This is a genomic window from Allobosea sp. BH3 (genome assembly GCF_025499465.1).
GTDB lineage: Bacteria > Pseudomonadota > Alphaproteobacteria > Rhizobiales > Beijerinckiaceae > Allobosea.
The window spans coordinates 420,156-444,283 of record NZ_JAIMCA010000003.1 but is presented as its reverse complement, the minus strand read 5'-3'; the positions used below and the strand labels follow the sequence as shown (position 1 = coordinate 444,283).

The window sequence follows — 24,128 nt, the reverse complement described above, 5'->3', positions numbered from 1 at the left end:
ACCGCGGTCAGGCCGCCAGATCCAACATGACCGGCACATGGTCCGAAGGCTTGTCCCAACCGCGGACATGCTTGGAGATGGTGACGCCTGCCAGCCTGTCGGCTGCCTGAGGCGAGAGCAGCAGGTGGTCGATGCGGATGCCGTTGTTCCGCTGCCAGGCGCCGGCCTGATAATCCCAGAAGCTGTAGAGCCCGCCGGCATCGGTCGTCGCGCGTAGGGCCTCGGTCAGACCGAGATTGAGGAGCCCGCGGAAGGCCGCACGCGTCGGCGGCAGGAACAGCGCGTCGCTGACCCAGGCGCCCGGATCGCGGGCGTCGCGCGGCTCTGGAATGACGTTGTAGTCGCCAGCCAGCACCAGCGGCTCCTCATGCTCCAGCAGCATCCGGGCGTGCGCGGTCAGTCGCTGCATCCAGCCGAGCTTGTAGGGGTATTTCTCGGTATTGGGCGGGTTGCCGTTGGGCAGGTAGATCGAGGCCAGCCGCACCACACCCTGCCCGAACGGCAGGACACCCTCGATATAGCGAGCCTGCTCGTCGCCATCGTCGCCGGGCAGTCCCCGCCGGACATCCTCGAGCTTGCTGCGGCTCAGGATCGCCACGCCGTTGAAGGTCTTCTGGCCATGCGTCTCGACCTGCCAGCCGGCGGCCTCGATCTCCGCGCGCGGGAAGTCGGCGTCGACGCACTTGATCTCCTGCAGGCACAGCGCGTCGGGCTCGGCCTCCTTCAGGAAGTCGAGCAGATGGCCAAGCCGCTGGCGGACGGAGTTGCAGTTCCAGGTGGCGATACGCACGAGACGCTCCGATGATCCAGTTTCTTGTTTTAGCATCGGCTTTTCCGAAAGCCGCATCCCACTTTTCGAGTCGATGCTCCAGCCGCAGCGTAGAGGCCAGCCGAAGATAAAAAAACTCCCCGCATCGCTGCGGGGAGTCGTTGTCCTCGATCGTCGTGTCGCCTGCCGTCAGGGGCAGTAGCGGACCACGCCGCCGGCGCCAATATAGGTGCCGGTCTCGGGGTTGTAGGAGCGGAAGCGACGCGAGCAATAGGCGACCGCATCGACATCCTCGATGCCGTAGACCGGGGCCGGAGGCGGCGCGTAATAAACCGGGGGCGGCGGGGCCGCGAGAGCGCCGGCTGCGAGAGCACCACCGATAACGCCGGCCGCGATGCCGGCGCCGATGGCGGGGCCACGGCGATAGCCGCCATAATAGCGCGGTCCGGGTCCGTAGCCATAACCATAGCCGTAGCGGCGATACTGCACGTTCTGGACGAGCGGGCTGCCGTCCTTCGCCGTAGCGACGGTGGCGGCTCCGCTCGCCAGCGGCGCGGCCGAAGCCGGCGCGGCAAGAGCCGCCGTGCCGACGAGAGCGGCGGCGACGACAAGCGTCCTGATCATGACGAAACTCCTCTGCTGTCCCATGCGAGTGGAACTGAGCATGTTCCCCCGGCCGGCGTCGATTGTAGCGATCTCACGATCGGAGGGAAAGACTAGTCCCGAATCTCGGCGTAATTGCGCCGTCACATCATTGTCGTTGCACGGCAGCAAAGCGGCGGGTAACGCCTTGCGCACGCACCGGTTTCGCGCCATCTACCGCTGCACTGCACCAGGATCGCGTCTTCTATTCCAAGGACCAGTAACAGGCCATGTCCCCCACCAGCGATCCGTCACGCTCTCCCTCATTGGCCCCGATGCGCCCCTTGCCGGCGCTCATCTTCAGCTCACGCTGGCTGCAGTTGCCGCTCTATATCGGCCTCATCGTGGCGCAATGCGTCTATGTCTTCCTGTTCCTCAAGGAACTTTGGCATCTCGTCACCCATGCCTTCGACTTCAGCGAACAGCAGATCATGCTGGTCGTGCTGGGGCTGATCGACGTGGTGATGATCTCGAACCTGCTGATCATGGTGATCGTCGGCGGCTACGAAACCTTCGTCTCGCGGCTGCGGCTCGAGGGCCATCCCGACCAGCCGGAGTGGCTGAGCCACGTCAATGCGAGCGTCCTGAAGATCAAGCTCGCCATGGCGATCATCGGCATCTCGTCGATCCACCTGCTGCGGACCTTCATCGAGGCCGGCAATATCGGCATTGCGGGCAGGACGGCGAATTATACCGAGACCGGCGTCCTGCTGCAGACGATGATCCACGTCGTCTTCATCCTGTCGGCCATCGGCATCGCCTGGGTCGATCGGATGACGGTCGTGCCCAACCATAAGCCGCACTGAAGCAGGCAGCCGATCAAGAGACCTCAGGCTCGGGCTCGCCCCGAGCATCCCATGCCGAAAGAGGCTTCGGCCCCTTGTCCTGGTCGAGATGCTCGGGTCTGCGCTTCGCTGCGCCCGAGAACGATGCCGCGGGGGCGCGAACCCCTCGCGAACCTCTATTGACCGCGGCCGGTGCGGGCGGCGAAGCGGATCGCTTCCTCGGCGGAGCGGAACAGCGCTTTCGCCTTGTTGATGCACTCGTCCTGCTCGGAAGCGGCGTTCGAATCGTAGACGATGCCAGCGCCGGCCTGGACATGCATGCGCCCATCCTTGACCACCGCCGTGCGCAGCACGATGCAGGTGTCCATCTCGCCATTGGCGCCGAAATAGCCGATGCAGCCGCCATAGGCGCCGCGGGCATCGTGCTCCAGCTCGTCGATGATCTCCATCGCCCGGACCTTCGGCGCGCCCGAGACGGTGCCTGCCGGGAAGCCCGCGACCAGTGCCGAGAGCGCGTCATGCTTGGGATCGATCGTCCCCTCGACGTTCGAGACGATGTGCATGACCTGGCTGTAGCGCTCGATGAAGAAGGAATCGGTCACCTTCACGCTGCCGATCTGCGAGACGCGGCCGACATCGTTGCGCCCGAGATCGAGCAGCATCAGGTGTTCGGCGCGCTCCTTGGGATCGGCGAGCAGCTCCTCGGCCAGCGCCTCGTCCTCTGCCTCGCTGGCGCCTCGCCGGCGCGTGCCGGCGATCGGGCGGATCGTGACCGTGTCGTCGCGTAGCCGGACCAGAATCTCGGGGCTCGAGCAGACGATCTGGAAGCCGCCGAAATCGAGATAGCAGAGGAAGGGCGCCGGGTTGACCCGCCGGAGTGCCCGGTAAAGCGCGAAGGGCGGTAGCTGGAAGGGGGCCTCGAAGCGCTGCGACAGCACCACCTGGAAGATGTCGCCGGCGCGGATGTACTCCTTCGCCTTCGCGACCATCTCGTGGAACTCGGCTTCGGTGGTGTTCGAGACCGTCGCCGGCTCCGGCAGGTTCGCGATGTCGATGTCGGCCTCGGCGGGGAGGGGGCCTTCCAGCGCGTGGACGACAGCCTCCAGCCGCTCCTGGGCCTGCTCCTGGGCCTGTCGCGCGGTGATGCCAGGCCGGTGACGAACCGGAGTCACGACATGAATCTCGTCGCGGACCGAATCGAACACCACCATCAGCGTCGGCCGCGTCAGGATGGCGTCGGGCACGCCCGTTCCCGTGTCCTTCGGCTCCGCCAGCCGCTCCATGAGCCGGACCATGTCGTAGCCGAGATAACCGAACACGCCGGCCGCCATCGGCGGCAGGCCCTCCGCCTCGGGAATGGCGCTCTCGTCGAGCAGCGCGCGCAGGCTCTCGAAGGCCGGGCGCGGATCGGGCAGGAAGTCTTCGCCCAGGGCCGGGCGGCACAACGAGGCCTCGCCGCGGTGACAGCGCCAGATCAGGTCGGGCTCCAGCCCGATCATGGAGTAGCGCCCGCGGACCGCGCCGCCCTCGACCGATTCGAGCAGGAAGGCCGGGCCCGTTGTGGCGTGGCGCAGCTTCAGGAAGGCGGCGACCGGCGTCTCGCAGTCGCCGACCAGCACCTGGCGCAGGAGCTGCGGAGTACCCGTCTCGTAGACCTGCGCGAAGCGCTCGAACGCGTCGGTGGGTTGCATCGTCAGTTCTGCGCCCCGCCTGTCGCGTTGCGGAAGGCGGCTTCGTTGATGCTGACGCCGAGTTCGGCCTGCCGCTTGGCGACATATTCCAGCAGGATGTCCTCCGTGACGCTCGACGACAGGATGCGCTCGAAATTCGCCGCCTCCTGCGTCGTGCGGACATAAGGCGGGACGATGGCCGAATCGACCTTGAACAGGATGCGTCCGCCATCGGCGCCGGCGGCGGAATTGCTCTTGCCCGCGGCCGTGCCGAAGATCTGGCTGACGACGCCGGCCGGCAGCTCGGGACGCTGGTCCTGCCTGGCGACATCGGCGGCGGTCTCGATGGTGAGCCCGGCCGAAGCCGCGACCGCGTCGAAGCTCTCGCCCTTGTCGAGGCGCTCGACCAGCTCGCGTGCCTTGGCGGAGAGCTTTGTCGCCGTCTCGTCGGCGCGCCACTGCTTCTCGACCTCGGCCTTGACCTCGTCGAAGCCGCGCTCGCGGGCCGGATCGATCTTGGTGACGTCGAACCAGACATAGCCCGTGTCGCGCGGCAGGCGGATCGCCTCGTTGTCGACGCCGATGTCGGAGCGGAAGATCGCCTGCAGCGCCGCTTCGGCGCCGGGCAGGGCTTCCTCCTGGGAACCGTCGGGCCTGGCGAGGCTCGCGCTCATCGGGCCCGCCGTCCGCAGCTTCAGGCCGAATTCCTTGGCGATCTCGGCGAGCGGCCGGGCCGAGGCGCGCTGATCCTCGATCTTGTCGTGCAGTTCGGTGATCTGGCTGGCGGCGCGGCTGGTCGCGACTTCCTGCTTCACTTCCGCCGCCACCTCCTCGAAGGGGCGCTCATGCGCGCTGTCGACGTTGGTCACGCGCAGCAGCACCGTGCCGAAGGCACCCGTCACCGGAGCGCTGACGCTGCCCTGCTCGAGCGCAAAGGCAGCGTCGCGCACGACGGGGTCGATCATCTGCTCGCGGGTGAAGGTGCCGAGCGTCAGGTCGTTGAAGGCGACGTTCCGCTCGGTCGCGATCTCGTCAAAGGTCTCGCCATCGTCGATCTTCGCCTTGGCGGCCTGTGCCTCCTCGGCATTCGGGAAGGAGATCTGCTGGACCGTGCGGGTCTCGGCCGTGGTGAAGCGCTGCGCCTTCAGCGCCTCGTAGCGCGCCTTGGCCTCATCGTCGGTGACCTTCGCCGGGTCCGCCAGGGCCTCGGCCGAGATCGCGAGGATGTCTGCGGTGCGGAATTCCGGGGCGCGGAAGGCGATCTTGCGATCGTTGAAGAAGGTCTTGAGCTGGTCCTCGCTCGGCGCGGCGATCTCGCCGGCGGCGCTCGCCGGCATGCGGGCGAAGGTGACGTTGCGCTTCTCGTTGCGCAGGCGGCTGCCGAGCTCCTGCAGCGCGACCGGCGCGGCAAGCCCGCCGGCGAGCATCTCCGAGATCTGCTGGCGAAGGATGTTGGAGCGTTGCAGCGCGACGTAGCTCTGCTCGGTATAGCCGTTCGAGCGCAGCAGCTCGTTGAAGCGTGCGGCCGAGAACTGGCCCGAGGCATCGCGGAAGACCTGATCGTCGAAGATCAGGTTGCGGATCGTCTCGTCGGAGACCGCCAGCCGCATGTCCCGCGCCGTCTGGTCCAGCGTCGCTTCGCTGATGAGGCGCGAGAGCACCTGCCGGTCGATGCCGAAGGCACGCGCCATCTCCGGCGAGATCTGCCGGCGCTGCTGTCGCGTCAGGTTCTGGATCTCGTTCTGATAGGCCGTGCGCATCTGCTCAAGGCCGATCTCGTTCTTGCCGACACGCGCCACCTCGTTGCGGCCATAGCCCCGGAAGATGTCGCCCACCCCCCAGATCGCGAAGGAGACGATGAGGAAGCCGAACATGACGGCGATGAGGAGCTTGCCGAAGAAGCCCTGTCCCGCCTTGCGGATGCCCTGCATCATCATCGAAGCTGTCTTTCCTGACCCTGCATGTGGCGCGGGAGCATGCCCCCGCGCGCGGATTTGCGGCGCTGCTTATAGGAACCGGAGGCGAAAGCCGCAATCGCCGTGGCGGATTCGTGTTCCGGCCTCGCATGCGATTGCGGCGGAGGCCGGGCGTTGCTAGAGGCGAAGGACGGATTTTCGGAGGATCGACGTGACGCGTAGCATCAGGCCGCTGGTGGCCGGAAACTGGAAGATGAACGGCCTCAAGGCCGATCTCGCCATCGCAACCGAAGTCGCCAGGGGCTATGACGCTGCGCTGAAGCAGGCTGTCGACCTCGCCATCTGCCCGCCCGCGACGCTGCTCTTCACCGCGACGGCCGCGCTGATCGGCACGCGCATCGCCACCGGCGGGCAGGATTGCAGCATCCAGCCTTCGGGCGCCTTCACCGGCGAAGTTTCGGTCGCGATGCTGGCCGATGCCGGAGCCGCCTACTGCATCGTCGGGCATTCCGAGCGCCGCACGCTGCATGGCGAGAGCAACGCGACGGTGCGCGCCAAGGCGGAAGCGGCGCGCAGGGGGCTGCTCGTGCCGATCATCTGCGTCGGCGAGACGAAGGAAGAGCGCGAGGCTGGCAAGGCGCTGGCCGTGGTACGCAAGCAACTCAAGGGCTCGGTGCCGGAGGGGCTCGACGCAGCGAGCCTCATCATCGCCTATGAGCCGGTCTGGGCTATCGGCACCGGGCTGACGCCGACGGCGAACGACGTTGCGGAGATTCATGCTTCGATCCGCCAGGATCTCGCCCGGATCGTCGGCAAGGCGGCGGCGGCTGGCGTCCGGCTGCTCTATGGCGGCTCGGTGAAGCCTTCCAATGCCGCAGAGCTGATGAACGTCGCCCATGTCGATGGTGCCCTCGTTGGCGGGGCGAGCCTCAAGGCCGAGGAGTTCCTGGCGATCGCCCGCGCCTGCCAGGGTTGAATGACCGTGCATCGGTTGCCCTCCAGGGGTGGCGCTGCCGGCATACGCGTGTTATGTGCGCCGCCGAAATCATCTCGGCCTTCGAGGAGCGGGCGGCCCTTGCCGGCAACCCGCGCCATGCCCATTTCGTGAGATCATGCAGAACGTTCTCATCGTCATCCATCTGATCATCGTCGTCGCGCTCGTCGGCGTCGTGCTGCTGCAGCGCTCCGAGGGCGGCGGTCTCGGCATGGGCTCGGGCGGCGGCGGCGGTGCCGGCGGCTTCATGACGGGGCGCGGCCAGGCCAATGCGCTGACGCGGGCGACGGCGATTCTCGCCGGCCTGTTCTTCCTGACCTCCATCGTTCTCGCCGTGCTGGCGACGCAGGGCCGGGTCCAGCGCTCGATCATCGACGGCGCGCCGGCGGCGACCACCCCTGCAGTGCCGGGCGCCCCCGCGGCTCCGAGCGCACCGAATGCGGGCGGCGTGCTCGATCAGCTGCGCCAGATGCAGAACCAGAATCAGGGCGGCGCACAGCCGCCGACGCCGCCAGCGGCGCCGCAGCAGTAACCAAGGCAAGGGCCGGGCGACCGGCCCTTCTCTTTTGTGTAGGCCGGGTATCCCCGGCCTTATCTTTTGTGGACAAGCGCGCAGGGCAGGTCGGGACTGCTCTGAAGACGCTTAGCGAATCGAACCCGTGGCGATAGAGGAGAACTCCCATGACGCGGTATGTTTTCATCACCGGCGGCGTGGTGTCCTCGCTCGGCAAAGGCCTGGCGGCGGCGGCTCTCGCGGCCCTTCTGCAGGCTCGTGGCTACAAGGTCCGCCTGCGCAAGCTCGATCCTTATCTCAACGTCGATCCGGGCACGATGAGCCCGTATCAGCACGGCGAGGTCTTCGTCACCGATGACGGCGCGGAGACCGACCTCGACCTCGGCCATTACGAGCGCTTCACCGGCCGGCCCTGCAACCGGGGTGACAACATCACCACCGGCCGCATCTACATGGACATCCTGACGAAGGAGCGGCGCGGCGACTATCTCGGCGCCACCATCCAGGTCGTCCCGCATGTGACGAACGCCATCAAGGAGTTCGTGCTGACCGGCAACGAGGGCTACGACTTCACGCTGGTCGAGATCGGCGGCACGGTTGGCGACATCGAGAGCCTGCCGTTCCTGGAATCCATCCGCCAGATCAGCCAGCAGCTGCCGCGCGGCCAGTGCATCTTCACGCATCTGACGCTGCTGCCCTATATCCCGACGGCCGGCGAGCTGAAGACCAAGCCGACCCAGCATTCGGTCGCCGAGCTGCGCTCGATCGGCATTCAGCCCGACATCCTGCTCTGCCGCACCGACCGCGAGATTCCGCGCGAGGAGCGCCGCAAGCTCGCCCTGTTCTGCAATGTCCGCGAGACCGCGGTGATCGAGGCCCGCGACGTCGCCTCGATCTACGACGTGCCGCTCTCCTACCATGCGGAGGGGCTCGACAACGAGGTTCTGGCCGCCTTCGGCATGGACGCCTCGGTTGAGCCCGAAATCTCGAACTGGCGCCGTATCTCCGAGCGCGTGAAAAATCCCGAGGGCGAGGTCACCATCGCCGTCGTCGGCAAGTATACGGGCATGAAGGACGCTTATAAGTCCCTCATCGAGGCGCTGATCCATGGCGGCATCGCCAACAACGTCAAGGTCCATCTCGACTGGATCGAATCCGAGGTTTTCGAGAAGGAGGACCCGGCGCCCTTCCTTGAGCATGTCCATGGCATCCTCGTGCCAGGCGGCTTCGGCCATCGCGGCGCCGAGGGCAAGATCAAGGCCGCGACCTTCGCCCGCAATCGCAAGGTGCCATATTTCGGCATCTGCTTCGGCATGCAGATGGCGGTCATCGAGGCCGCCCGCTCGCTCGCCGGCATCGAGAACGCCAACTCGACCGAATTCGGCCCGACGCAGGAGCCCGTCGTCGGCCTGATGACCGAATGGATGCGCGGCAACGAGCTGGAGCAGCGCGCCGCAGACGGTAATCTCGGCGGAACGATGCGGCTCGGCGCCTACGCTTCCAATCTGGCCGCCGATACCAAAATTGCGAAGATCTACGGCTCGACCGAGATCTCCGAGCGCCATCGCCACCGCTACGAGGTGAACATGGGCTATCGCGAGCGGCTGGAGGCGCAAGGCATGCGCTTTTCGGGCCTCTCGCCGGACGGGCTGCTGCCGGAGACGATCGAATATCCCGACCATCCCTGGTTCATCGGCGTGCAGTATCACCCCGAGCTGAAATCGCGCCCCTTCGAGCCGCATCCGCTCTTCGCCAGCTTCATCGAGGCGGCGGTGGTCCAGAGCCGCCTGGTCTGACCCCGGCGACGGTCGTTCGGAGGGAGAAGCCGGCCGGCTCTCCATGCTCATCTATTGCCGGACGGGCGGCAGGCGCGCTTGCGCCTCTCGAGCCTGCATCCTTGCTTTAGATGACGGCCTGATGAGCTTGTTCCGCCAGGTTCCGTCGCATTGGACAATCCGTCACGTTTGATGAGATGCTGCGGCGTCGGATTGGCTGGGGCAGGGCGGCATGACGATCTCGATGGCGGGCTTGCCCGCATTTCTCCTCTATTTCGTCGTCGGCGTGGCCCTGATCGCCGCTTTCGCGGTGATCTATCTGCGCATGACGGCGCATGACGAGATCGGGCTGATCCGTGGCGGCAACCTGTCCGCGGCGATAGCGCTCGGCGGCAGTGTTGTCGGCTTCTCGATCCCTCTTGAGAAGGCGATCGAGCAGGCCAGCAGCATCCCCGACTGCGTGCTCTGGGCGCTCGCGGCCATGATCATCCAGTTCGCTGCCTATGGGCTGGCGCGGGTGCTGATCCCGGATCTCTCGAAGAAGATCGAGGAGGACCGCCTTCCCGCCGCGGTGATGCTCGCCCTGATCGCCGTCATCTCCGGGACGCTGGCGGCCGCCAGCATGACGGAGTAACGGCGATGAAGCGCTCGACGCAGATCGGCCTTGGCGCCGCCGGCGTCCTTCTCGTGGCGACCGCCTGGTCGCTGACGGGCGACGATCCGCCCGAGAACCTCGTCTACAACAGCCTGAGCGAGTGCCAGGCGGGCGGCCAACTCAGCCTGCAGCAATGCGAGACGGCCTTTTCGGAGGCTGCGGCCGCACGCATCAAGGACGCGCCGAAGTTTCGCAGCCAGAGCGAGTGCGAGGCGCAATACGGCGCCAGCGGCTGCAATTCGGCGAGTATCGGCGGGGCGCAGTATTTCATCCCAGCGCTCGCCGGTTTCATGCTGGCGCGGGGGTTCTCCGGAGGGCAGGCGCAGGCCCAGCCGCTCCTGCCGCCGACGACGGCGAGCTGCCCGCCGGGCTCGACCCAGCCGGAATGCCAGCAGGCGCGCAGTTCCTCATCGTCCTCCGGCGGCAGCGGAGGCACCTCTGGGCGCAGCAGCAGCTCGTCGCGCGCCTACTCCACGACGAGCGGGCGCGCCTTCAGCGCCGCCTCGGGGGCCGCCATCGCGCGCGCCGGGGTCTCCTCGTCCAGCGTGTCGTCGCGCGGCGGCTTCGGCTCCTTCGCCCGCTCCTTCTCCTCGTCCTCGTCGTCCTGAGATGCGCCGCATCGCGCTGCCGCCCCGCCCGGACTGGACCCAGCAGGTCGAGCGGTTGGGATTCGCCTTCCATACCATCGACGGCGAGACCTATTGGGACGAGAGCGCCGCCTTCGCCTTCACGCTGGAGGAGATCGAGCGCGACATCGAGGCGCCCTCGGAAGCGATCGAACAACTCTGCTTCGCCTTCATCGAGAAGGCGCTCGGAAGCGAGCAGACCCTGACGAAGCTCGCCATTCCGGCAGAGCATTGGGACTATATCCGCGCAAGCTGGCAGCGCGGCGAGCGCAACCTCTACGGCCGGCTCGACCTCGCCTATGATGGGCGTGGGCCCGCAAAGCTCCTCGAATACAATGCCGATACGCCGACAGCGCTCTTCGAATCGAGCGCCGTCCAGTGGGACTGGCTCGAGCAGGCGATGGCGCGCGGCGTCATCCCGCGTGGAAGCGACCAGTTCAACTCCCTGCACGAGCGGCTGATCGCGGCCTTCAAGGCCCTGCGCGAGCCGTCGCCTTACCGGCTGCACCTGACCTGCGTCGAGGGCAGCGCCGAAGACAAGGGCACGGTCGACTATTTGACGGATTGTGCCGTGCAGGCCGGGCTCGACGCCCGCTTCACCTATATCGAGGAACTCGGCCTGCTTTCGGATGGCCGCTTCTGCGACGGCGCCAACCAGCCGATCGAGACGCTGTTCAAGCTCTATCCCTGGGAATGGATGTTCCGCGAGAGCTACGGCAAGGCGCTGGCCGGCTCCGGCTGCCAGTTCATCGAGCCGCCCTGGAAAGCGCTTCTCTCCAACAAGGGGCTGCTCGCCTGCCTCTGGGAGATGGAGCCCGGCCATCCCAACCTGCTCCCGGCCTTCTTCGAGGGCGATCCGCGCTGCGCTACGCTGTCGCCCCGGCATGTCCGCAAGCCGCTTTACTCGCGCGAAGGCGCCAATGTGACGTTGATCGAGCGCGGCAGGGTCTTGGACAGCGATGACGGCCCCTATGGCGCCGAGGGCCATGTGCTGCAGGACGCGGCGCTGAATCTGTTCTCGGAGGATGGCAAATATGCCGTGCTCGGCTCCTGGCTCGTCGCCTCGCAGGCCTGTGGCTTATGCCTGCGCGAGGATGCCTCGCCGATCACCAAGAACACCTCGCGCTTCCTGCCGCATTATATCGAGCCCTGAGCAGCCTCCGACATGACCGCGCCGTGAAGTCTTGCTAGCTTCAAGCTCCGATATGCCTGTCGAAAGAGCCTGTCATGCCCGTCCCAGCGCCATCGCCCCGCGGCCTCGACCATCTCGTCATCGGTGTCCGCGACCTCCACAGCGCCGGCCTGTTCTATGAAAAGCTCGGCTTCCGCGTCGGCGCGCGCAATCGCCATCCCTGGGGCACCGAAAATCGGATCGTCCAGTTCCCCGGCTCGTTCCTCGAGCTGATCGCCGTGACCGAGGAGGCGGCGATCCCGCCCCATGCGGAGCGCAGCTTCTCCTTCGGCGCCTTCGTCCGCGATGCGCTTGCAGGTCAGGGCGAAGGGCTGTCGATGGTCGTGCTGGAAAGCACAGACGCGAAGGCCGACGCCGCAGCCTTCAAGGCAGCCGGAATTGGCGACTACAATCCTTTCTTCTTCGAGCGCCGGGCCTCTCGGCCTGACGGCAGCGAGGTGCGGGTCGCCTTCGAACTCGCCTTTGCCGCGGATTCGCGCGCGCCGGAATGCGGCTTCTTCGTCTGCCAGCAGCTCGAGCCGCAGAATTTCTGGAATCCAGAATTCCAGCGCCATGCCAACGGCGCGACCGCGCTGAGTTCGGTGGTGATGCTCGCCGAGGATCCGGCGGCGCATCGCGCCTTCCTCACGGCCTTCTCAGGCGGGGCGGAGGTGCTGGAGGGCAACGAGGATTATGTGCTTGCACTGCCGCGCGGCCGCATCGACGTGCTCGACCCCGAGGCGGCGCAGGGCGCCTATCACGTCGAGCCGGACACGACGCCGGCCCGCTTCCTCGGCTTCTGCGTCTCGGTGCCGGATCTGGACGCGGTGGCTGAGCGGCTGACCGAGGCCGAGATTCCGTTCCAGACCGGCGAGGCGCGCCTGTTCGTCCCGGCCGAGGCCGCCTTCGGCTGCATGATCGCCTTCGAGCAGGTCTGAGCGGCACCGTCATCCCGGGGCAGGATTAAGCCCTGAACCCGGAAGCGATGAACATGACGTTCCGCCAGCCGTCATGCTCGCCCTTGTGGCGAGCATCCACGTCTTGAACACGACACTCGACCAGCGAAGACGTGGATGGTCGGGACAAGCCCGACCATGACGCAAAACTACTGGTTCATGGATCCGGAGCTTTGCTTCGCAAAGCCCCGGAATGACGGCGAGGCTCCGTCAAGTCTTAGACGCTACGCTTCCGCCTTCGCCGGGGGCAGGGCGGCGAGCAGGCCGATCAGGGCGCGGTCGTGCAGGACGACCATGCGCTCCTTCGGCTTCAGCCAGATCGCCGCATCCTCGATCGTCTCGGCATCGACCAGCTTGGCCTGCGCCACGGCGCGATCCGGCTCGATCTCGCCGCGCCGGCGCGACTGCACCTGTGGCAGCATCAGCTCATGGGCGTGGCGCAGCTCCGGCTCGGCATGCAGCGCCCTGAGGCCGTCGGCATCGTCGTAGCCGGCCTTCTCGAATTCGTCCTGCAATTCATTGGCACGCAGCGCGATCGTCGGCGGGGCGCCTTCCTCCGGCGTCATCAGCAGGCCATGCCGCTTCAGCCAGAGCCCGATGGCGAGCTGGCCGGAAGCCCAGGACAGCGGGATGGCCAGCACGAGGCCGACGATCGTCGGAGACATCCAGGCGAAGAGCGAGGTCGCGATCATGAAGGCCGAGATGCCGGTGATCAGGCCGAGCACGGTATGGGTGCGATGCCGGCGCACGATGTCCTTCATCGGAATCGAGCCGTCGTCGCGTCGCTGCGGGTTCCAGCCGGTGTCGCGCCCGAGCAGGATCTGGAACACCGAGCCGGACTGGATCAGCATCATGATCGGCGCGAAGAAGGCCGAGAACAGCACCTCGATCAGCGAGGAGACGATCAGGCGCAGCGCTCCGCCTCCGGCGCGCCGGAGCTTGGAGTTAAAGAGCGTCAGCAGCAGGCCGAACAGCTTCGGCGCCAGCAGGATCGCCATCGTCAGCGCGAAGAGGTTCAAGGCGCGCTCGGGGTCGAAGCGCGGCCAGACCGGGAAGAGCGTGAACTCCTGGGTGAAATATTCGGGGCGCGCGTAGTTGACCTGCAGCACGATCAGGATGCCGACCACGAGCTGCAGCAGCCAGAGGGGCGAGGCGAGATAGCCCATGATGCCGGTGGCGAAGTGCTGGCGCGTCGCCAGCACGAAACCCTTCGCGCCCATGATGCGCGAATGTTGCAGATTGCCCTGGCACCAGCGTCGGTCGCGCACCGAGATGTCGATCAGCGAGGGCGGGCTTTCCTCGTAGGAGCCCGTCAGCTTCGGCAGCATGTAGACCGACCAGCCGGCCCGGCGCATCAGCGCCGCCTCGACGAAATCGTGGCTGAGAACATGGCCCCCGAACGGCGGCTTGCCCTTCAGGTCGGGCAGGCCGCAATGGTCGGCGAAGGCCTTCACCCGGATGATGGCGTTGTGGCCCCAGTAATTGCCGTCGCGGCCGGACCACATGGCGAGCCCGGTCGCGATGACGGGGCCGTAGACTCGCGCTGCGAACTGCTGCAGCCGGGCGAAGAAGGTGTTGCGGTTGATGATCAGCGGCAGCGACTGGATGATGCCCGCATCGGGATCGGCCTCCATCGCCGCGGTGAGGCGCACGATGCAGTCGCCCGTCATCAGGCTGTCGGCGTCCAACACGACCATATGCTCGTAGAGCCCGCCCCAGCGCGTCACGAAGTCGGCGATGTTGCCGGCCTTGCGGTGGTGGTTCTTCGGGCGATGGCGATAGTAGATGCGCGCATTCGGCCCCAGCCGCTCGCGCAATGCCAGGAAGGCCCGCTCTTCAGACACCCAGACGTCCGGATTGGTGGTGTCCGAGACGATGAAATAGTCGAAATGCTCGCCGAGCCCGGTGGCGTCGACCGATTCCCGGATTGCTGCGACGGCCGCGAAGATTCGCGCCGAGGATTCGTTGTAAATCGGCATCACCACGACGGTGCGATGCTTCAGGCTTTCCGGCCGCTCAGCCTTGCCGGCGCCGAAGAGCACGCCGAAGAAGCCGAGCACCGCGCTGGTGAAGGCGAGAGCGATCCAGGAAAAGTTGATCGTGAACAGCACGAGCAGGGCGTACTGCAGCGAGGTCGTGCGGCTGACCGACACGACGCTGTACATCTCCCAGGCGCCATAGGCCGTCAGCGCCAGTCCGCCACCGAAGACGAAGAGGCGCATCAGCCACGGCGTGGCCCAGCGGCCGATGGGCTTGCGCCGCTCGGAGGCCTTCCAGCTCCGGAAGGACTGTACCGGCATGACCAGCCGCTCTTCTGGCGGCGTCGCCGGCTCGCGGGCGGGGCCGTAGCCATGCTGCTCCGCGTCAGCCGGGTCCGGGCGGATGGCGGTCACCACGTCCATCGGTTCAACCATGTTTCCGAGACGGGCTGCCCGCCCGACTGCAGGACGAGCCTGAGCTCGGAGAGCGAATCCGTGCCGGGATCGACCTCGAATCCGACGCGCATCAGCTTGCGCTCCGGATAGGGCCAGAGCCGGACGCCGTGCACCGCGCCAGGCTGGGCCGTGATCATGGGACGGGTCGAAGCGATGAGGGCCGCGTCCGCCAGCCGATCCCCGGTGAAGTCGACGACGAAGCGCCGGCGGCGGCCTTGCGAGCCCTTGCCCTGCCGCGTGCGGCTGGCGATCGCGAGCGGCGGGCGCTCCGGCGGCTGCCAGCACCAGGCCTGGCGATAGCTCACCGAAGTCTCGCTGCCGGCGGCGAGCGGCTGCCGCGGCCGCCAGTACATGATGATGTTCTTGTTGGGCTCCGAGTCGCTTGGAATCTCGATGAGCTGGACAGACCCCGTCGCCCAGTCCCCGAGCGGCTCGTTCCAGACGCTGGGCCTCAGCTCGAAGCGCTGGTCGTCGTCCTGGAACGCGGCCGGGTCACGCTCGCGCTGGACGAGGCCGAAGCCCTTGGGGTTCTCGTCGACGAAGGAGGACACCTGCAGCGTCGCCGGGTTGTTGACCGGCCGGTAGATCCACTCGCCGCCGCCCGACCACATCTGCACGCCCGAGACCTCGCCGATCGAGGGCCGGACATCATCGAAGGTGCGGCGGCTCTGCGGGCCTGAGAGGAAGGTGGCGCTCGTGCAGCCGAAGCCGACATGCTCCAGCGCCTGGCGGGCGAAGAGCGTCATTTCGACATCGATGAAGGTCACGTCGCCGGGGCGCAGCGTCATCCGCACCGCGCCGCTGACGCTTTCCGAATCGAGCAGGCCGTGGATCACGAGCGAGCCCACCGCGGGGCTCGGCCGCTCGATCCAGAAGGCGCGGAAGAAAGGCAGCTCTTCGCCGCGCGTCTCGCCGGGGCGCAGGATGAGCGCGCGCGACATGGCGCCGAAGTTCTGGCCCCGGGCCAGCGCCCGGAAGAAGGTGCCGCCCTGGAAGACCGCGACCTCGAAGGGCCGCTCCAGCCCGGCCGCGATGCGCATGCCGGAGAACTGCAGGTCCGCATTCGCGGCAGGCGGCGTGACGCGGCCATAGTCGAACCGCGCCCGATCGAAGGCGATGCGGCGCACCGTGCCGTCCTCGATCGTGAACAGGCTCACGGGATTGGAGAAGACATAGCCGCGATGCAGCGGCTCGACCGTAAAGCCGCGATTTTCGCCGGCCCAGACCGTCGCGCCGGGCTGAGCCCGGATGCCGGCATACTGGTCTGCCGGCATCGTCGCATAGCCTTCCGGCAGGTCGGTCGCGGCGAGCGGCACCAGCGGGCGCTGCGCCAGCATCCGGGCGGCATCCACCACCAGGGCCGGGTCGAAGCGCTGGCCGTCGAGAAGGGAGGGGATATTGAAGGCTGCTGCGCCGGTCGGGGCCTGGGCCGAAGCCGAGCCGGCAAGGGACAGCAAGGCCGCGCCACCGGCGGCGCCTTCCAGAAACTGCCTGCGATTCAACGGTGTCGACATCTTATCCAAAACTGCTCGGGCGACGCCCTCGCCCTTCGCGCTTCTAGCATTTCCAGCGCGGCTGAAAAGCGTTTCCATTCAGGAAAATAGTGGCATTTCCCATCAGGAAGCGGGACGCCCCTGAACGGGTCCTGAACAGCCTCAGGAGGGTATGGAAGCTGAGTGCGTCATCGGACGATTCCCCTTTGATCCGGCCGGACTTTGGCAAATGCCCTCAGGATCGGCTATCCACGGCGCCTGCAACGCCAGCATGCGCAAATTCGACCACGACAGGCTGGCGAGACGTCCCATCATGGGCCCGGCCGCCGCGGCCGCCCGTCGTGGCCTGCAAGGGAAATGAGAAACATGACCGAAATGCAGCCGGAGCGCTCCTGCCTCGCGATCGTCCTGGCCGCGGGAGAGGGCACCCGCATGAAATCGCGGCGCCCGAAGGTGCTTCATCAGGTCGCGGGCCGGTCCCTGCTCGGCCATGCCTTGTCCGCGGTCGCAGAGGCGGGGGCGGATGCCGTCGCCGTCGTGATCTCTTCCGAGCGGCCCGAAGTCGGAACGGAGGCGCTGAAGCTTCTGCCCGCGGCGCGCATCGCTACCCAGCACGAGCGCCGCGGCACCGCCCATGCGGCGCTCGCCGCGCGTGAGGCGCTCGCCGCCGGCCATGAAGACGTCCTGATCGCCTTCGCCGATACGCCGCTCGTCCAGCCGGAAACGTTCACGGCCCTGCGCGGCGCGCTCGCCGGCGGGGCTGCCGTCGCCGTGCTCGGCTTCGAGGCGCGCGATCCGACCGGCTATGGCCGGCTCGTCGAGCAGGGCGGCAAGCTCGAGGCCATCGTCGAGCACAAGGACGCAACGCCCGAGCAACGCGAAATCCGGCTTTGCAATGCCGGGCTGATGGCGCTCGCCGGCGAGCACGCGCTCACCATCCTCGAGGCCATCGGCTGCGAAAATGCCCAGTGCGAGTTCTATCTAACCGACGCGGTCGCCATCGCCCGTGCCCGCGGCCTCGACGCCGTCGTGCTGACGGCGCCCGAGAGCGAGGTCCAGGGCGTCAACGACCGTGCCCAGCTCGCCGCCGCCGAGGCCGAGTTCCAGCGGCGCAAGCGCCACGCCGTCATGCTCGAAGGCGCCACGCTGATCGCGCCCGAGACGGTCTTCTTTAGCCATGACACTCAGATCGGCCGCGATGTCGTGATCGAGCCGAATGTCATCTTCGGCCCCGGCGTCAGCGTCGCTGACGAGGCTGTGATCCACGCCTTCTCGCATCTGGAAGGCGCGAAGGTCGGTGCGGGCGCCAGCGTCGGTCCCTACGGCCGGCTGCGCCCGGGCACCGTGCTGGCCGAGAAGGCCAAGGTCGGCAATTTCGTCGAGGTGAAGGCGGCCGAGATCGGCCCCGGCGCCAAGATCAACCACCTGACCTATATCGGCGACGCCAGCGTCGGGGCGGCGGCGAATATCGGCGCCGGCACCATCACCTGCAACTATGACGGCTTCTCCAAGTCGAAGACCACCATCGGCGAAGGCGCCTTCGTCGGCTCCAACTCCTCGCTTGTCGCGCCCCTCACGATCGGCGCCGGCGCCTATGTTGGTTCGGGCTCCGTCATCACCAGCGACGTAGCGCCGGATGCGTTTGCCGTCGGCCGTGGGCGGCAGGTCGACAAGCCTGGCTGGGCGAAGACCTTCCGGGAGGCCGCCGCAGCCCGGAAAGCGGCCAAGAAAGCCGCCGAATAACCCGGAATTTCCGCAGATCGGGCCATCCCCCGTTCACAGTTCGTCATCTAGAGTGATTGGGCTTCGGCGCACTTCGCGGCTATGCGCTTTGGCAACGCAACGTCATGAGAGGTTCGCCCATGTGCGGCATCGTCGGGATTCTGGGCAAGGAAGCGGTCGCGACGCAGGTCGTCGAGGCGCTGCGCCGGCTTGAGTATCGCGGTTACGATTCCGCCGGCGTCGCGACGCTGGAAGCAGGCCAGCTGACGCGCCGCCGGGCCGAGGGAAAGCTCAAGAACCTCGAGGTCCGCCTCTCGAACGAGCCGCTGCAAGGGCTGATCGGCATCGGCCATACCCGCTGGGCGACCCATGGCAAGCCCAACGAGACCAACGCCCACCCGCACGCGACGGACAAGCTCGCCGTCGTCCATAACGGCATCATCGAGAATTTCCGCGAGCTGCGCGCCGAGCTTCAGGCCGATGGCTATGTCTTCGCGACCGAGACCGACACCGAGATCGTTGCCCATCTCGTCACCCGCGAGATCGACCGCGGCAAGACGCCGGTCGAGGCGGTGGCCGCGAGCCTGCCGCGTCTCAGGGGCGCCTTTGCGCTCGCCTTCCTGTTCCAGGGCGAGGAAGACCTGCTGATCGGCGCCCGCCGTGGCTCGCCCTTGGCGGTCGGCGTTGGCGATGGCGAGATGTATCTCGGCTCCGACGCGCTGGCTCTGGCGCCTTTCACCAATCTCATCGCCTATCTGGAGGAAGGGGACTGGGTCGTCCTCCACCGCCGGGGCGCGACCTTCTACGACCGCCACAACCGGCAGGTCGAGCGCCGCGCCCAGCGCGTCGCCGCCGGCGCCTTCCTGGTCGAGAAGGGCAACCACCGCCACTTCATGGCCAAGGAAATCTACGAGCAGCCGGAGGTCGTCGGCCACACGCTGACGCAGTATCTCGACATGGCGAACGGCTCGGTGCGCCTGCCGTTCCAGGACAAGGTGGACTGGAAGGGCCTCTCGCGGCTTTCCGTCTCGGCCTGCGGCACGGCCTATTATGCCGGGCTCACCGCGAAATACTGGTTCGAGAAGCTCGCCCGCCTGCCGGTCGAGATCGATGTCGCCTCGGAGTTCCGCTATCGCGAGGCGCCGCTGCCGGAGAACGGGCTGGCGCTCTTTGTCTCCCAGTCCGGCGAGACGGCCGACACGCTGGCGAGCCTGCGCTATGCCCGGCAGGAGAAGCAGACGGTCCTCTCCGTCGTGAACGTCCCGACCTCGACCATCGCCCGCGAGAGCGATGCCGTGGCGCCGACGCTCGCAGGCCCGGAAATCGGCGTCGCCTCGACCAAGGCCTTCACCTGCCAGCTCACCGCGCTCGCCTGCCTCGCGCTCGCCGCCGCTCGCGGCCGCGGCACGCTCTCGGCTGAGCAGGAGGCGCAGCATGTCCAGAGCCTGATCGCGCTGCCCGGCCTGATCGCCAAGGCGCTGGAGATGGAGCCGGAGATCGAGAAGCTCTCCCGCGAGCTCTCGAAGGCCCGCGACGTGCTCTATCTCGGCCGCGGCACCAGCTTCCCACTGGCGCTCGAAGGCGCGCTGAAGCTCAAGGAAATCAGCTACATCCACGCGGAAGGTTATCCGGCGGGCGAGTTGAAGCACGGCCCGATCGCGCTGATCGACGAGGCGATGCCCGTGATCGTCGTGGCCCCGCACGACGCGCTCTTCGAAAAGACCGCCTCGAACATGCAGGAGGTCGCGGCGCGCGGCGGTCGCATCATCCTGATCACGGACGCCAGGGGCGCCGCCGAATGCGGCATCGAGCCCGAGACGACGATCATCATGCCGGACATGGACCCGACCTTCGCGCCCATCGTCTACGCGCTGCCGATCCAGATGATCGCCTACCAGACGGCGGTTTTCATGGGCAAGGACGTCGACCAGCCGCGCAACCTGGCGAAATCCGTCACGGTGGAGTGACCGTTTGCCGTCATTCTCCGGGCTTGCCCCGAGAATCTCAGCCCGGAGGAGGCGCCAGCGTCTCCTCGTCAGGAGATGCTCGGGGCAAACCCGAGCATGACGCGCGGTGTCAGGCCTCGGGCCGGCTCGCCACGTATGCCGCCGAGCCGAGCAGGCAGATCGCCGTCACGACCAATGCCACCGGCGGCGCCGATGTCCGGGTGAGCAGGACGAAGCTCAGCACCATCGAGCCGCAGGCGAGATATTTCGCGCGCCGGGCGATGGAGCCCGTCTCGCGCCAGCGCAGGACATGGGGTCCGAGCCGGGGGTGGCCGACCAGCCAGGCCTCGAAGCGCGGCGAGGACCGCGAGAAGCACCAGGCCGCTGCGATCAGGAAGATCGTACCGGGCATCAGCGGCAGGATGAGCCCTGCGACGCCGAGCGCCGTGAAAATCCAGCCGACCGCAAACAGAAGCGGCCGCGGCCAACGGCGTCGCGGCTGATCGTCCTCGCTCACGGCCTCGTCCTTGCTTGCTGGGCGTAGATCATCGCGCGTCCTATCGGACGCGATAACGATGATCTACCAGATCGTTATCGCATCGGATTCTTCCGAAAAGTGGGTTCCACTTTTCGGTCCGATGCTAGGGGCTGGCAGATGCCGGCGCCTCGCTTATTGTCATATCGCGGCACGATGCTGCGCCTGCAAGCCGACTCAAAGTCGCGCCCGATGGGGATCAGAGGATGACTGCCGGCCCACCCGATCCCCGCCTCGTCCTGCCGCCAGAGCTTACTCACACCACGCTCGGCACGCGGCTGCGGCGCTATTTCCTGACCGGTCTCGTCATCGCCGCCCCCCTCGCGATCACGGCTTCGGTGACCTGGTGGTTCATCAACTTCATCGATGGGTTGGTGAAGCCGTTGATCCCGGCCTCCTACCTGCCCGATTCGTACCTGCCTTATCCGGTGCCGGGCTTCGGTCTGATCATCGCTCTGGTCGGGCTGACGCTGCTGGGCTTCCTGACGGCGAACCTCGTGGGCCGCTCGCTGCTCAATGCCGGCGAGGCGATCCTGCATCGCATGCCGGTGATCCGCGGACTCTACAAGAGCGTGAAGCAGGTCTTCGAGACGATCTTCTCCCAGACGGGCACCTCCTTCCGGAAGGTCGGCATGGTGCAGTTTCCGCAGCCGGGCATGTGGTCGATCGTCTTCATCGCGCAGGAGGCCGCGCCGGAGATCGCCGGCCGCCTGCCGGATGGGGACGAGCAGATCGGCGTCTTCCTGCCTTGCACGCCGAACCCGACGACGGGCTTCTTCTTCTACCTGCCGCGCCGCGAGGTCGTGGAATTGTCGATCTCGATCGAGGACGGCGCCAAGCTCATCATGTCGGCCGGGCTGATCCAGCCGGGGGAGGCCGGGCCGAAGCCGAAGGCGGGAAGCAGCCTGCCGCCATCGGAAGGCGCGGCTAGCCCGCCCGCAGCAGCCTGATCGCGACGTCGCGCTCGAAGAGGTAGAGCAGCACGCGGATCGCCTGGCCGCGCGGCGTTTCCAGATGCGGATCGCGCTCGATGAGGAGGCGCGCGTCGTCACGCGCCGCGGCCAGCAGGTCGCCGTCGATGTCTGGCCGGGCGATGCGCCAGTCGGGCGAACCGGACTGCTTTGTGCCGAGCACCTCGCCTTCGCCTCGCAGCCGCAGGTCTTCCTCCGCGATTCGGAATCCGTCCTCCGTCTCGCGCATGATGGTCAGGCGTGCTTCCGCAATGGGGCCGAGCGGACCCTTGTAGAGCAGCAGGCAGGTCGAGGCGGCCGAGCCGCGCCCGATCCGCCCGCGCAGCTGATGGAGCTGGGCGAGGCCGAAGCGCTCGGCATGCTCGATCACCATCACGCTGGCATTGGGCACGTCGACGCCGACCTCGATCACCGTGGTCGAGACGAGGACGCGCGTTTGCCCGGCGACGAAAGCCGCCATGGCGGCGTCCTTCTCGCGGCCCGGCATCTGGCCGTGCAGCAGCCCGACCTTGTCGCCGAAGATCTCGCGCAGCGCCTCGTAGCGCTCCTGCGCGGCGGCGACGTCGAGCGTATCGGATTCCTGCACGAGCGGGCAGACCCAATAGGCCTGGGCGCCGCTCTCGACAGCCCGGCCGATGGCGCCGACGACCTCGTCATGGCGCTCGGAGGAGACGGCGCGGGTGACGATCGGCTTCCGGCCCGCCGGCTTCTCGGAGAGGATCGAGATATCCATGTCGCCGAACCAGGTCAGCGAGAGTGTGCGCGGGATCGGCGTCGCCGTCATGACCAGCACATCGACCGCTTCGCCCTTGGAGCCCAACAGCAGGCGCTGGTGCACGCCGAAACGGTGCTGCTCGTCGACCACGGCGAGCGCGAGGTCGTGGAAGGTGACGCCCTCCTGAAACAGGGCATGGGTGCCGACCGCAATGTCGATGCTGCCATTCGCCAGCCCCTCCAGCACCTGCCTGCGACCGGCGCCCTTCTCGCGTCCGGTCAGCAAGGCGAGCTTCAGGCCGGCCTTCTCGGCCAGTGGCCCGAGCCTCTCGGCATGCTGGCGGGCAAGGATCTCGGTCGGCGCCATCAGCACCGATTGCCGGCCGGCTTCGGCCGAAGCAGCCATCGCCATCAACGCCACCACGGTCTTGCCCGAACCGACATCGCCCTGGAGGAGGCGTAGCATCTTCTCGGGCTTGGCCATGTCGGAATGGATATCGGCGATGGCCTTGCGCTGGCCGTCGGTCAGCTCGAAGGGCAGGGCGGACTGGATGCGGTAGCGCAGGCCGCCATCGCCGCTGGTCGCGCGGCCGGCGATTTTCTTCTGCTGGCGGCGCACCAAAGCGAGCGCGATCTGGCTCGCGAGCAGTTCGTCATAGCCGATGCGCCGGCGCGCGACGGTGTCGCCCTCGGCGGCCTTGCGGTCGACCGGGTGATGCAGAGCCTCGACCGCCGCGTGGAAGGAGGGGAAGTCGCTCTTGGCGAGGAAGGCCGGGTCCTGCCATTCCGGCATGTCCGGGCAGCGCTCGGCAGCCGCCTGCGCGATCCGCATCATCACGCGCGGGCCGGCGCCTTCCGTCAGCGGATAGACCGGCTCGAAGGCGGGCAACGTATCGGCGAGCTTGGGATCGAGGATGCGCTCGGGATGCACCATCTGGCGCATGCCCTCCCAGAGTTCGAGCTTGCCGGAGATGATCCGATAGGCGCCGATCGGCAGGCTCTGCGCCAGATGCCGGGAATCGGCATGGAAGAAGACGAGCGTGACGTCGCCCGTCTCGTCCTCGACGAGGATGCGATAGGGCGCCTTCTTGCCGGCCGGGGCTGGGCGGTGCTCTGTCACGCGGGCCGCGAAGGTCGCGACATCGCCGATCGGCGCATCCGCGATGGAGGGGCTCGGCCGCCGGTCGACCGCGCCGGTCGGCAGATGGAACATCAGGTCGACGACGCGCGCTGCCTGCGTCTCGCTGCCGAGAAAGCGATCCAGCACCTTGCCGAGCTTCGGCCCGACGCCGGAAAGCGTCGTTACGGCGGCGAACAGCGGGTCGAGGATCGAGGGGCGCAAGGCGTCTCGCGGAAATGTCAGGAGTGCGGAAATCGCAGCCGCGTGGCCGCTGACTCCGCTGGCTTGGGTCGCTATATAACCCGCAGAGGCGGGCTCCGCGACGGGGCCGGCCCCATTGTCATTGCGCCGTCCCCTAGCATTTCACCCGAAATCTTCTTGCCCGAGGTTGTCATGTCCGGCTCGACCCGCTCCAGCGCCGATCTCGATCCGCGCCGTTGCAAGATCCTCTTCCGCGCCTGGCATCGCGGCATGCGCGAGATGGACCTGATCATGGGCCGCTTCGCCGACGACGCGATCGCCGGTTTCAGCGAGGCCGAGCTGGATGAGTTCGAGCGCCTGATCGAGGTGCTCGACCGGGATCTGCTGAGCTGGGTGACCGGTGAGGCCGCCGTGCCGGAGAACTACGACACGGAACTATACCGGCGGCTGAAGGCGTTTCACCGGCACGACAAGCCGATTCATGTGTGAGTAACGCCGGCCCGCTCCCCTTATCGTCA

General features: G+C 67.2%; 20 protein-coding genes. 12 read left to right on the top strand and 8 right to left on the bottom strand.

Annotated elements, in window-relative coordinates; genetic code table 11:
- Positions 1-7: 7 nt before the first annotated feature.
- Both xth and BoBH3_RS10900 read right to left on the bottom strand, forming a co-directional pair.
- Positions 8-790 (bottom strand): exodeoxyribonuclease III, encoded by a 783-nt coding sequence (xth, locus tag BoBH3_RS10905; RefSeq protein WP_262330811.1) that lies wholly within the window; start codon positions 788-790, stop codon positions 8-10.
- Between the two features lie 168 nt (positions 791-958).
- Positions 959-1,393, bottom strand: a complete 435-nt coding sequence (locus BoBH3_RS10900; protein WP_262330810.1) for a BA14K family protein — start codon at positions 1,391-1,393, stop codon at positions 959-961.
- A gap of 248 nt (positions 1,394-1,641) precedes the next feature.
- Here BoBH3_RS10900 and BoBH3_RS10895 point away from each other — a divergent pair, with 248 nt between their 5' ends.
- On the top strand, positions 1,642-2,217 hold the full coding sequence (locus BoBH3_RS10895) for a TIGR00645 family protein (protein ID WP_410050581.1): 576 nt from the start codon (positions 1,642-1,644) through the stop codon (positions 2,215-2,217).
- A gap of 155 nt (positions 2,218-2,372) precedes the next feature.
- On the opposite strand, the gene trpE is transcribed toward BoBH3_RS10895, so the two are convergent.
- Together trpE and BoBH3_RS10885 are read right to left on the bottom strand one after the other, a co-directional pair.
- The gene (gene trpE, locus BoBH3_RS10890; protein ID WP_262330809.1) at positions 2,373-3,887 is read right to left on the bottom strand and encodes an anthranilate synthase component I; all 1,515 of its coding nucleotides are present in this window, start codon (positions 3,885-3,887) and stop codon (positions 2,373-2,375) included.
- A 2-nt stretch (positions 3,888-3,889) separates the two neighbouring features.
- Positions 3,890-5,803 carry a peptidylprolyl isomerase gene (locus BoBH3_RS10885; RefSeq protein ID WP_262330808.1) on the bottom strand — a complete coding sequence of 638 codons (1,914 nt, stop codon included), beginning with the start codon at positions 5,801-5,803 and terminating at the stop codon, positions 3,890-3,892.
- A gap of 190 nt (positions 5,804-5,993) precedes the next feature.
- On the opposite strand from BoBH3_RS10885, the gene tpiA reads away from it, so the two are divergent.
- The 7 genes from tpiA (at position 5,994) to BoBH3_RS10850 (ending at position 12,455) form a co-directional block, all read left to right on the top strand.
- Positions 5,994-6,758 (top strand): triose-phosphate isomerase, encoded by a 765-nt coding sequence (gene tpiA, locus BoBH3_RS10880; protein ID WP_262330807.1) that lies wholly within the window; start codon positions 5,994-5,996, stop codon positions 6,756-6,758.
- 136 nt (positions 6,759-6,894) lie between these two features.
- Positions 6,895-7,308, top strand: a complete 414-nt coding sequence (gene secG / locus BoBH3_RS10875) for a preprotein translocase subunit SecG (RefSeq protein WP_262330806.1) — start codon at positions 6,895-6,897, stop codon at positions 7,306-7,308.
- A gap of 149 nt (positions 7,309-7,457) precedes the next feature.
- Positions 7,458-9,086, top strand: coding sequence for a CTP synthase (locus tag BoBH3_RS10870; protein ID WP_262330805.1), 1,629 nt, complete (start codon positions 7,458-7,460; stop codon positions 9,084-9,086).
- 211 nt (positions 9,087-9,297) lie between these two features.
- Positions 9,298-9,699 carry a DUF350 domain-containing protein gene (locus tag BoBH3_RS10865; protein WP_262330804.1) on the top strand — a complete coding sequence of 134 codons (402 nt, stop codon included), beginning with the start codon at positions 9,298-9,300 and terminating at the stop codon, positions 9,697-9,699.
- A 5-nt stretch (positions 9,700-9,704) separates the two neighbouring features.
- Positions 9,705-10,328 carry a DUF1190 domain-containing protein gene (locus BoBH3_RS10860; protein WP_262330803.1) on the top strand — a complete coding sequence of 208 codons (624 nt, stop codon included), beginning with the start codon at positions 9,705-9,707 and terminating at the stop codon, positions 10,326-10,328.
- A gap of 1 nt (position 10,329) precedes the next feature.
- Positions 10,330-11,499 (top strand): glutathionylspermidine synthase family protein, encoded by a 1,170-nt coding sequence (locus BoBH3_RS10855; protein ID WP_262330802.1) that lies wholly within the window; start codon positions 10,330-10,332, stop codon positions 11,497-11,499.
- A gap of 74 nt (positions 11,500-11,573) precedes the next feature.
- Positions 11,574-12,455: a VOC family protein gene (locus BoBH3_RS10850; protein WP_262330801.1), complete on the top strand. Its 882-nt coding sequence runs from the start codon at positions 11,574-11,576 to the stop codon at positions 12,453-12,455.
- Positions 12,456-12,697: 242 nt separating this feature from the next.
- Here BoBH3_RS10850 and mdoH read toward each other — a convergent pair whose 3' ends face one another.
- Both mdoH and BoBH3_RS10840 read right to left on the bottom strand, forming a co-directional pair.
- The gene (gene mdoH, locus BoBH3_RS10845) at positions 12,698-14,887 is read right to left on the bottom strand and encodes a glucans biosynthesis glucosyltransferase MdoH (protein ID WP_262330800.1); all 2,190 of its coding nucleotides are present in this window, start codon (positions 14,885-14,887) and stop codon (positions 12,698-12,700) included.
- On the bottom strand, positions 14,863-16,422 hold the full coding sequence (locus BoBH3_RS10840) for an OpgD/OpgG family glucan biosynthesis protein (protein ID WP_262330799.1): 1,560 nt from the start codon (positions 16,420-16,422) through the stop codon (positions 14,863-14,865). Before BoBH3_RS10840 ends, mdoH begins: the two co-directional genes overlap by 25 nt.
- Positions 16,423-16,776: 354 nt before the next feature.
- Between BoBH3_RS10840 and glmU the strand changes: the two genes are divergently transcribed.
- Positions 16,777-18,144 (top strand): bifunctional UDP-N-acetylglucosamine diphosphorylase/glucosamine-1-phosphate N-acetyltransferase GlmU, encoded by a 1,368-nt coding sequence (gene glmU, locus BoBH3_RS10835; protein ID WP_262331182.1) that lies wholly within the window; start codon positions 16,777-16,779, stop codon positions 18,142-18,144.
- Between the two features lie 119 nt (positions 18,145-18,263).
- Entirely contained in the window at positions 18,264-20,090 is a 1,827-nt protein-coding gene (glmS, locus tag BoBH3_RS10830) for a glutamine--fructose-6-phosphate transaminase (isomerizing) (RefSeq protein WP_262331181.1), read from the top strand.
- 109 nt (positions 20,091-20,199) lie between these two features.
- Here glmS and BoBH3_RS10825 read toward each other — a convergent pair whose 3' ends face one another.
- Complete coding sequence (locus tag BoBH3_RS10825; protein ID WP_262330798.1) at positions 20,200-20,586, bottom strand: YbaN family protein; 387 nt, start codon at positions 20,584-20,586, stop codon at positions 20,200-20,202.
- Positions 20,587-20,810: 224 nt separating this feature from the next.
- On the opposite strand from BoBH3_RS10825, the gene BoBH3_RS10820 reads away from it, so the two are divergent.
- A complete protein-coding gene (locus BoBH3_RS10820) occupies positions 20,811-21,554 on the top strand; it encodes a DUF502 domain-containing protein (RefSeq protein ID WP_262330797.1) in 744 nt (247 codons plus the stop codon).
- On the opposite strand, the gene recG is transcribed toward BoBH3_RS10820, so the two are convergent.
- Positions 21,532-23,631 (bottom strand): ATP-dependent DNA helicase RecG, encoded by a 2,100-nt coding sequence (recG, locus tag BoBH3_RS10815; RefSeq protein WP_316045095.1) that lies wholly within the window; start codon positions 23,629-23,631, stop codon positions 21,532-21,534. The two genes, BoBH3_RS10820 and recG, sit on opposite strands and share 23 nt — an antisense overlap.
- A gap of 171 nt (positions 23,632-23,802) precedes the next feature.
- On the opposite strand from recG, the gene BoBH3_RS10810 reads away from it, so the two are divergent.
- Positions 23,803-24,099, top strand: coding sequence for an FAD assembly factor SdhE (locus BoBH3_RS10810; RefSeq protein WP_262330796.1), 297 nt, complete (start codon positions 23,803-23,805; stop codon positions 24,097-24,099).
- Positions 24,100-24,128: the final 29 nt, after the last annotated feature.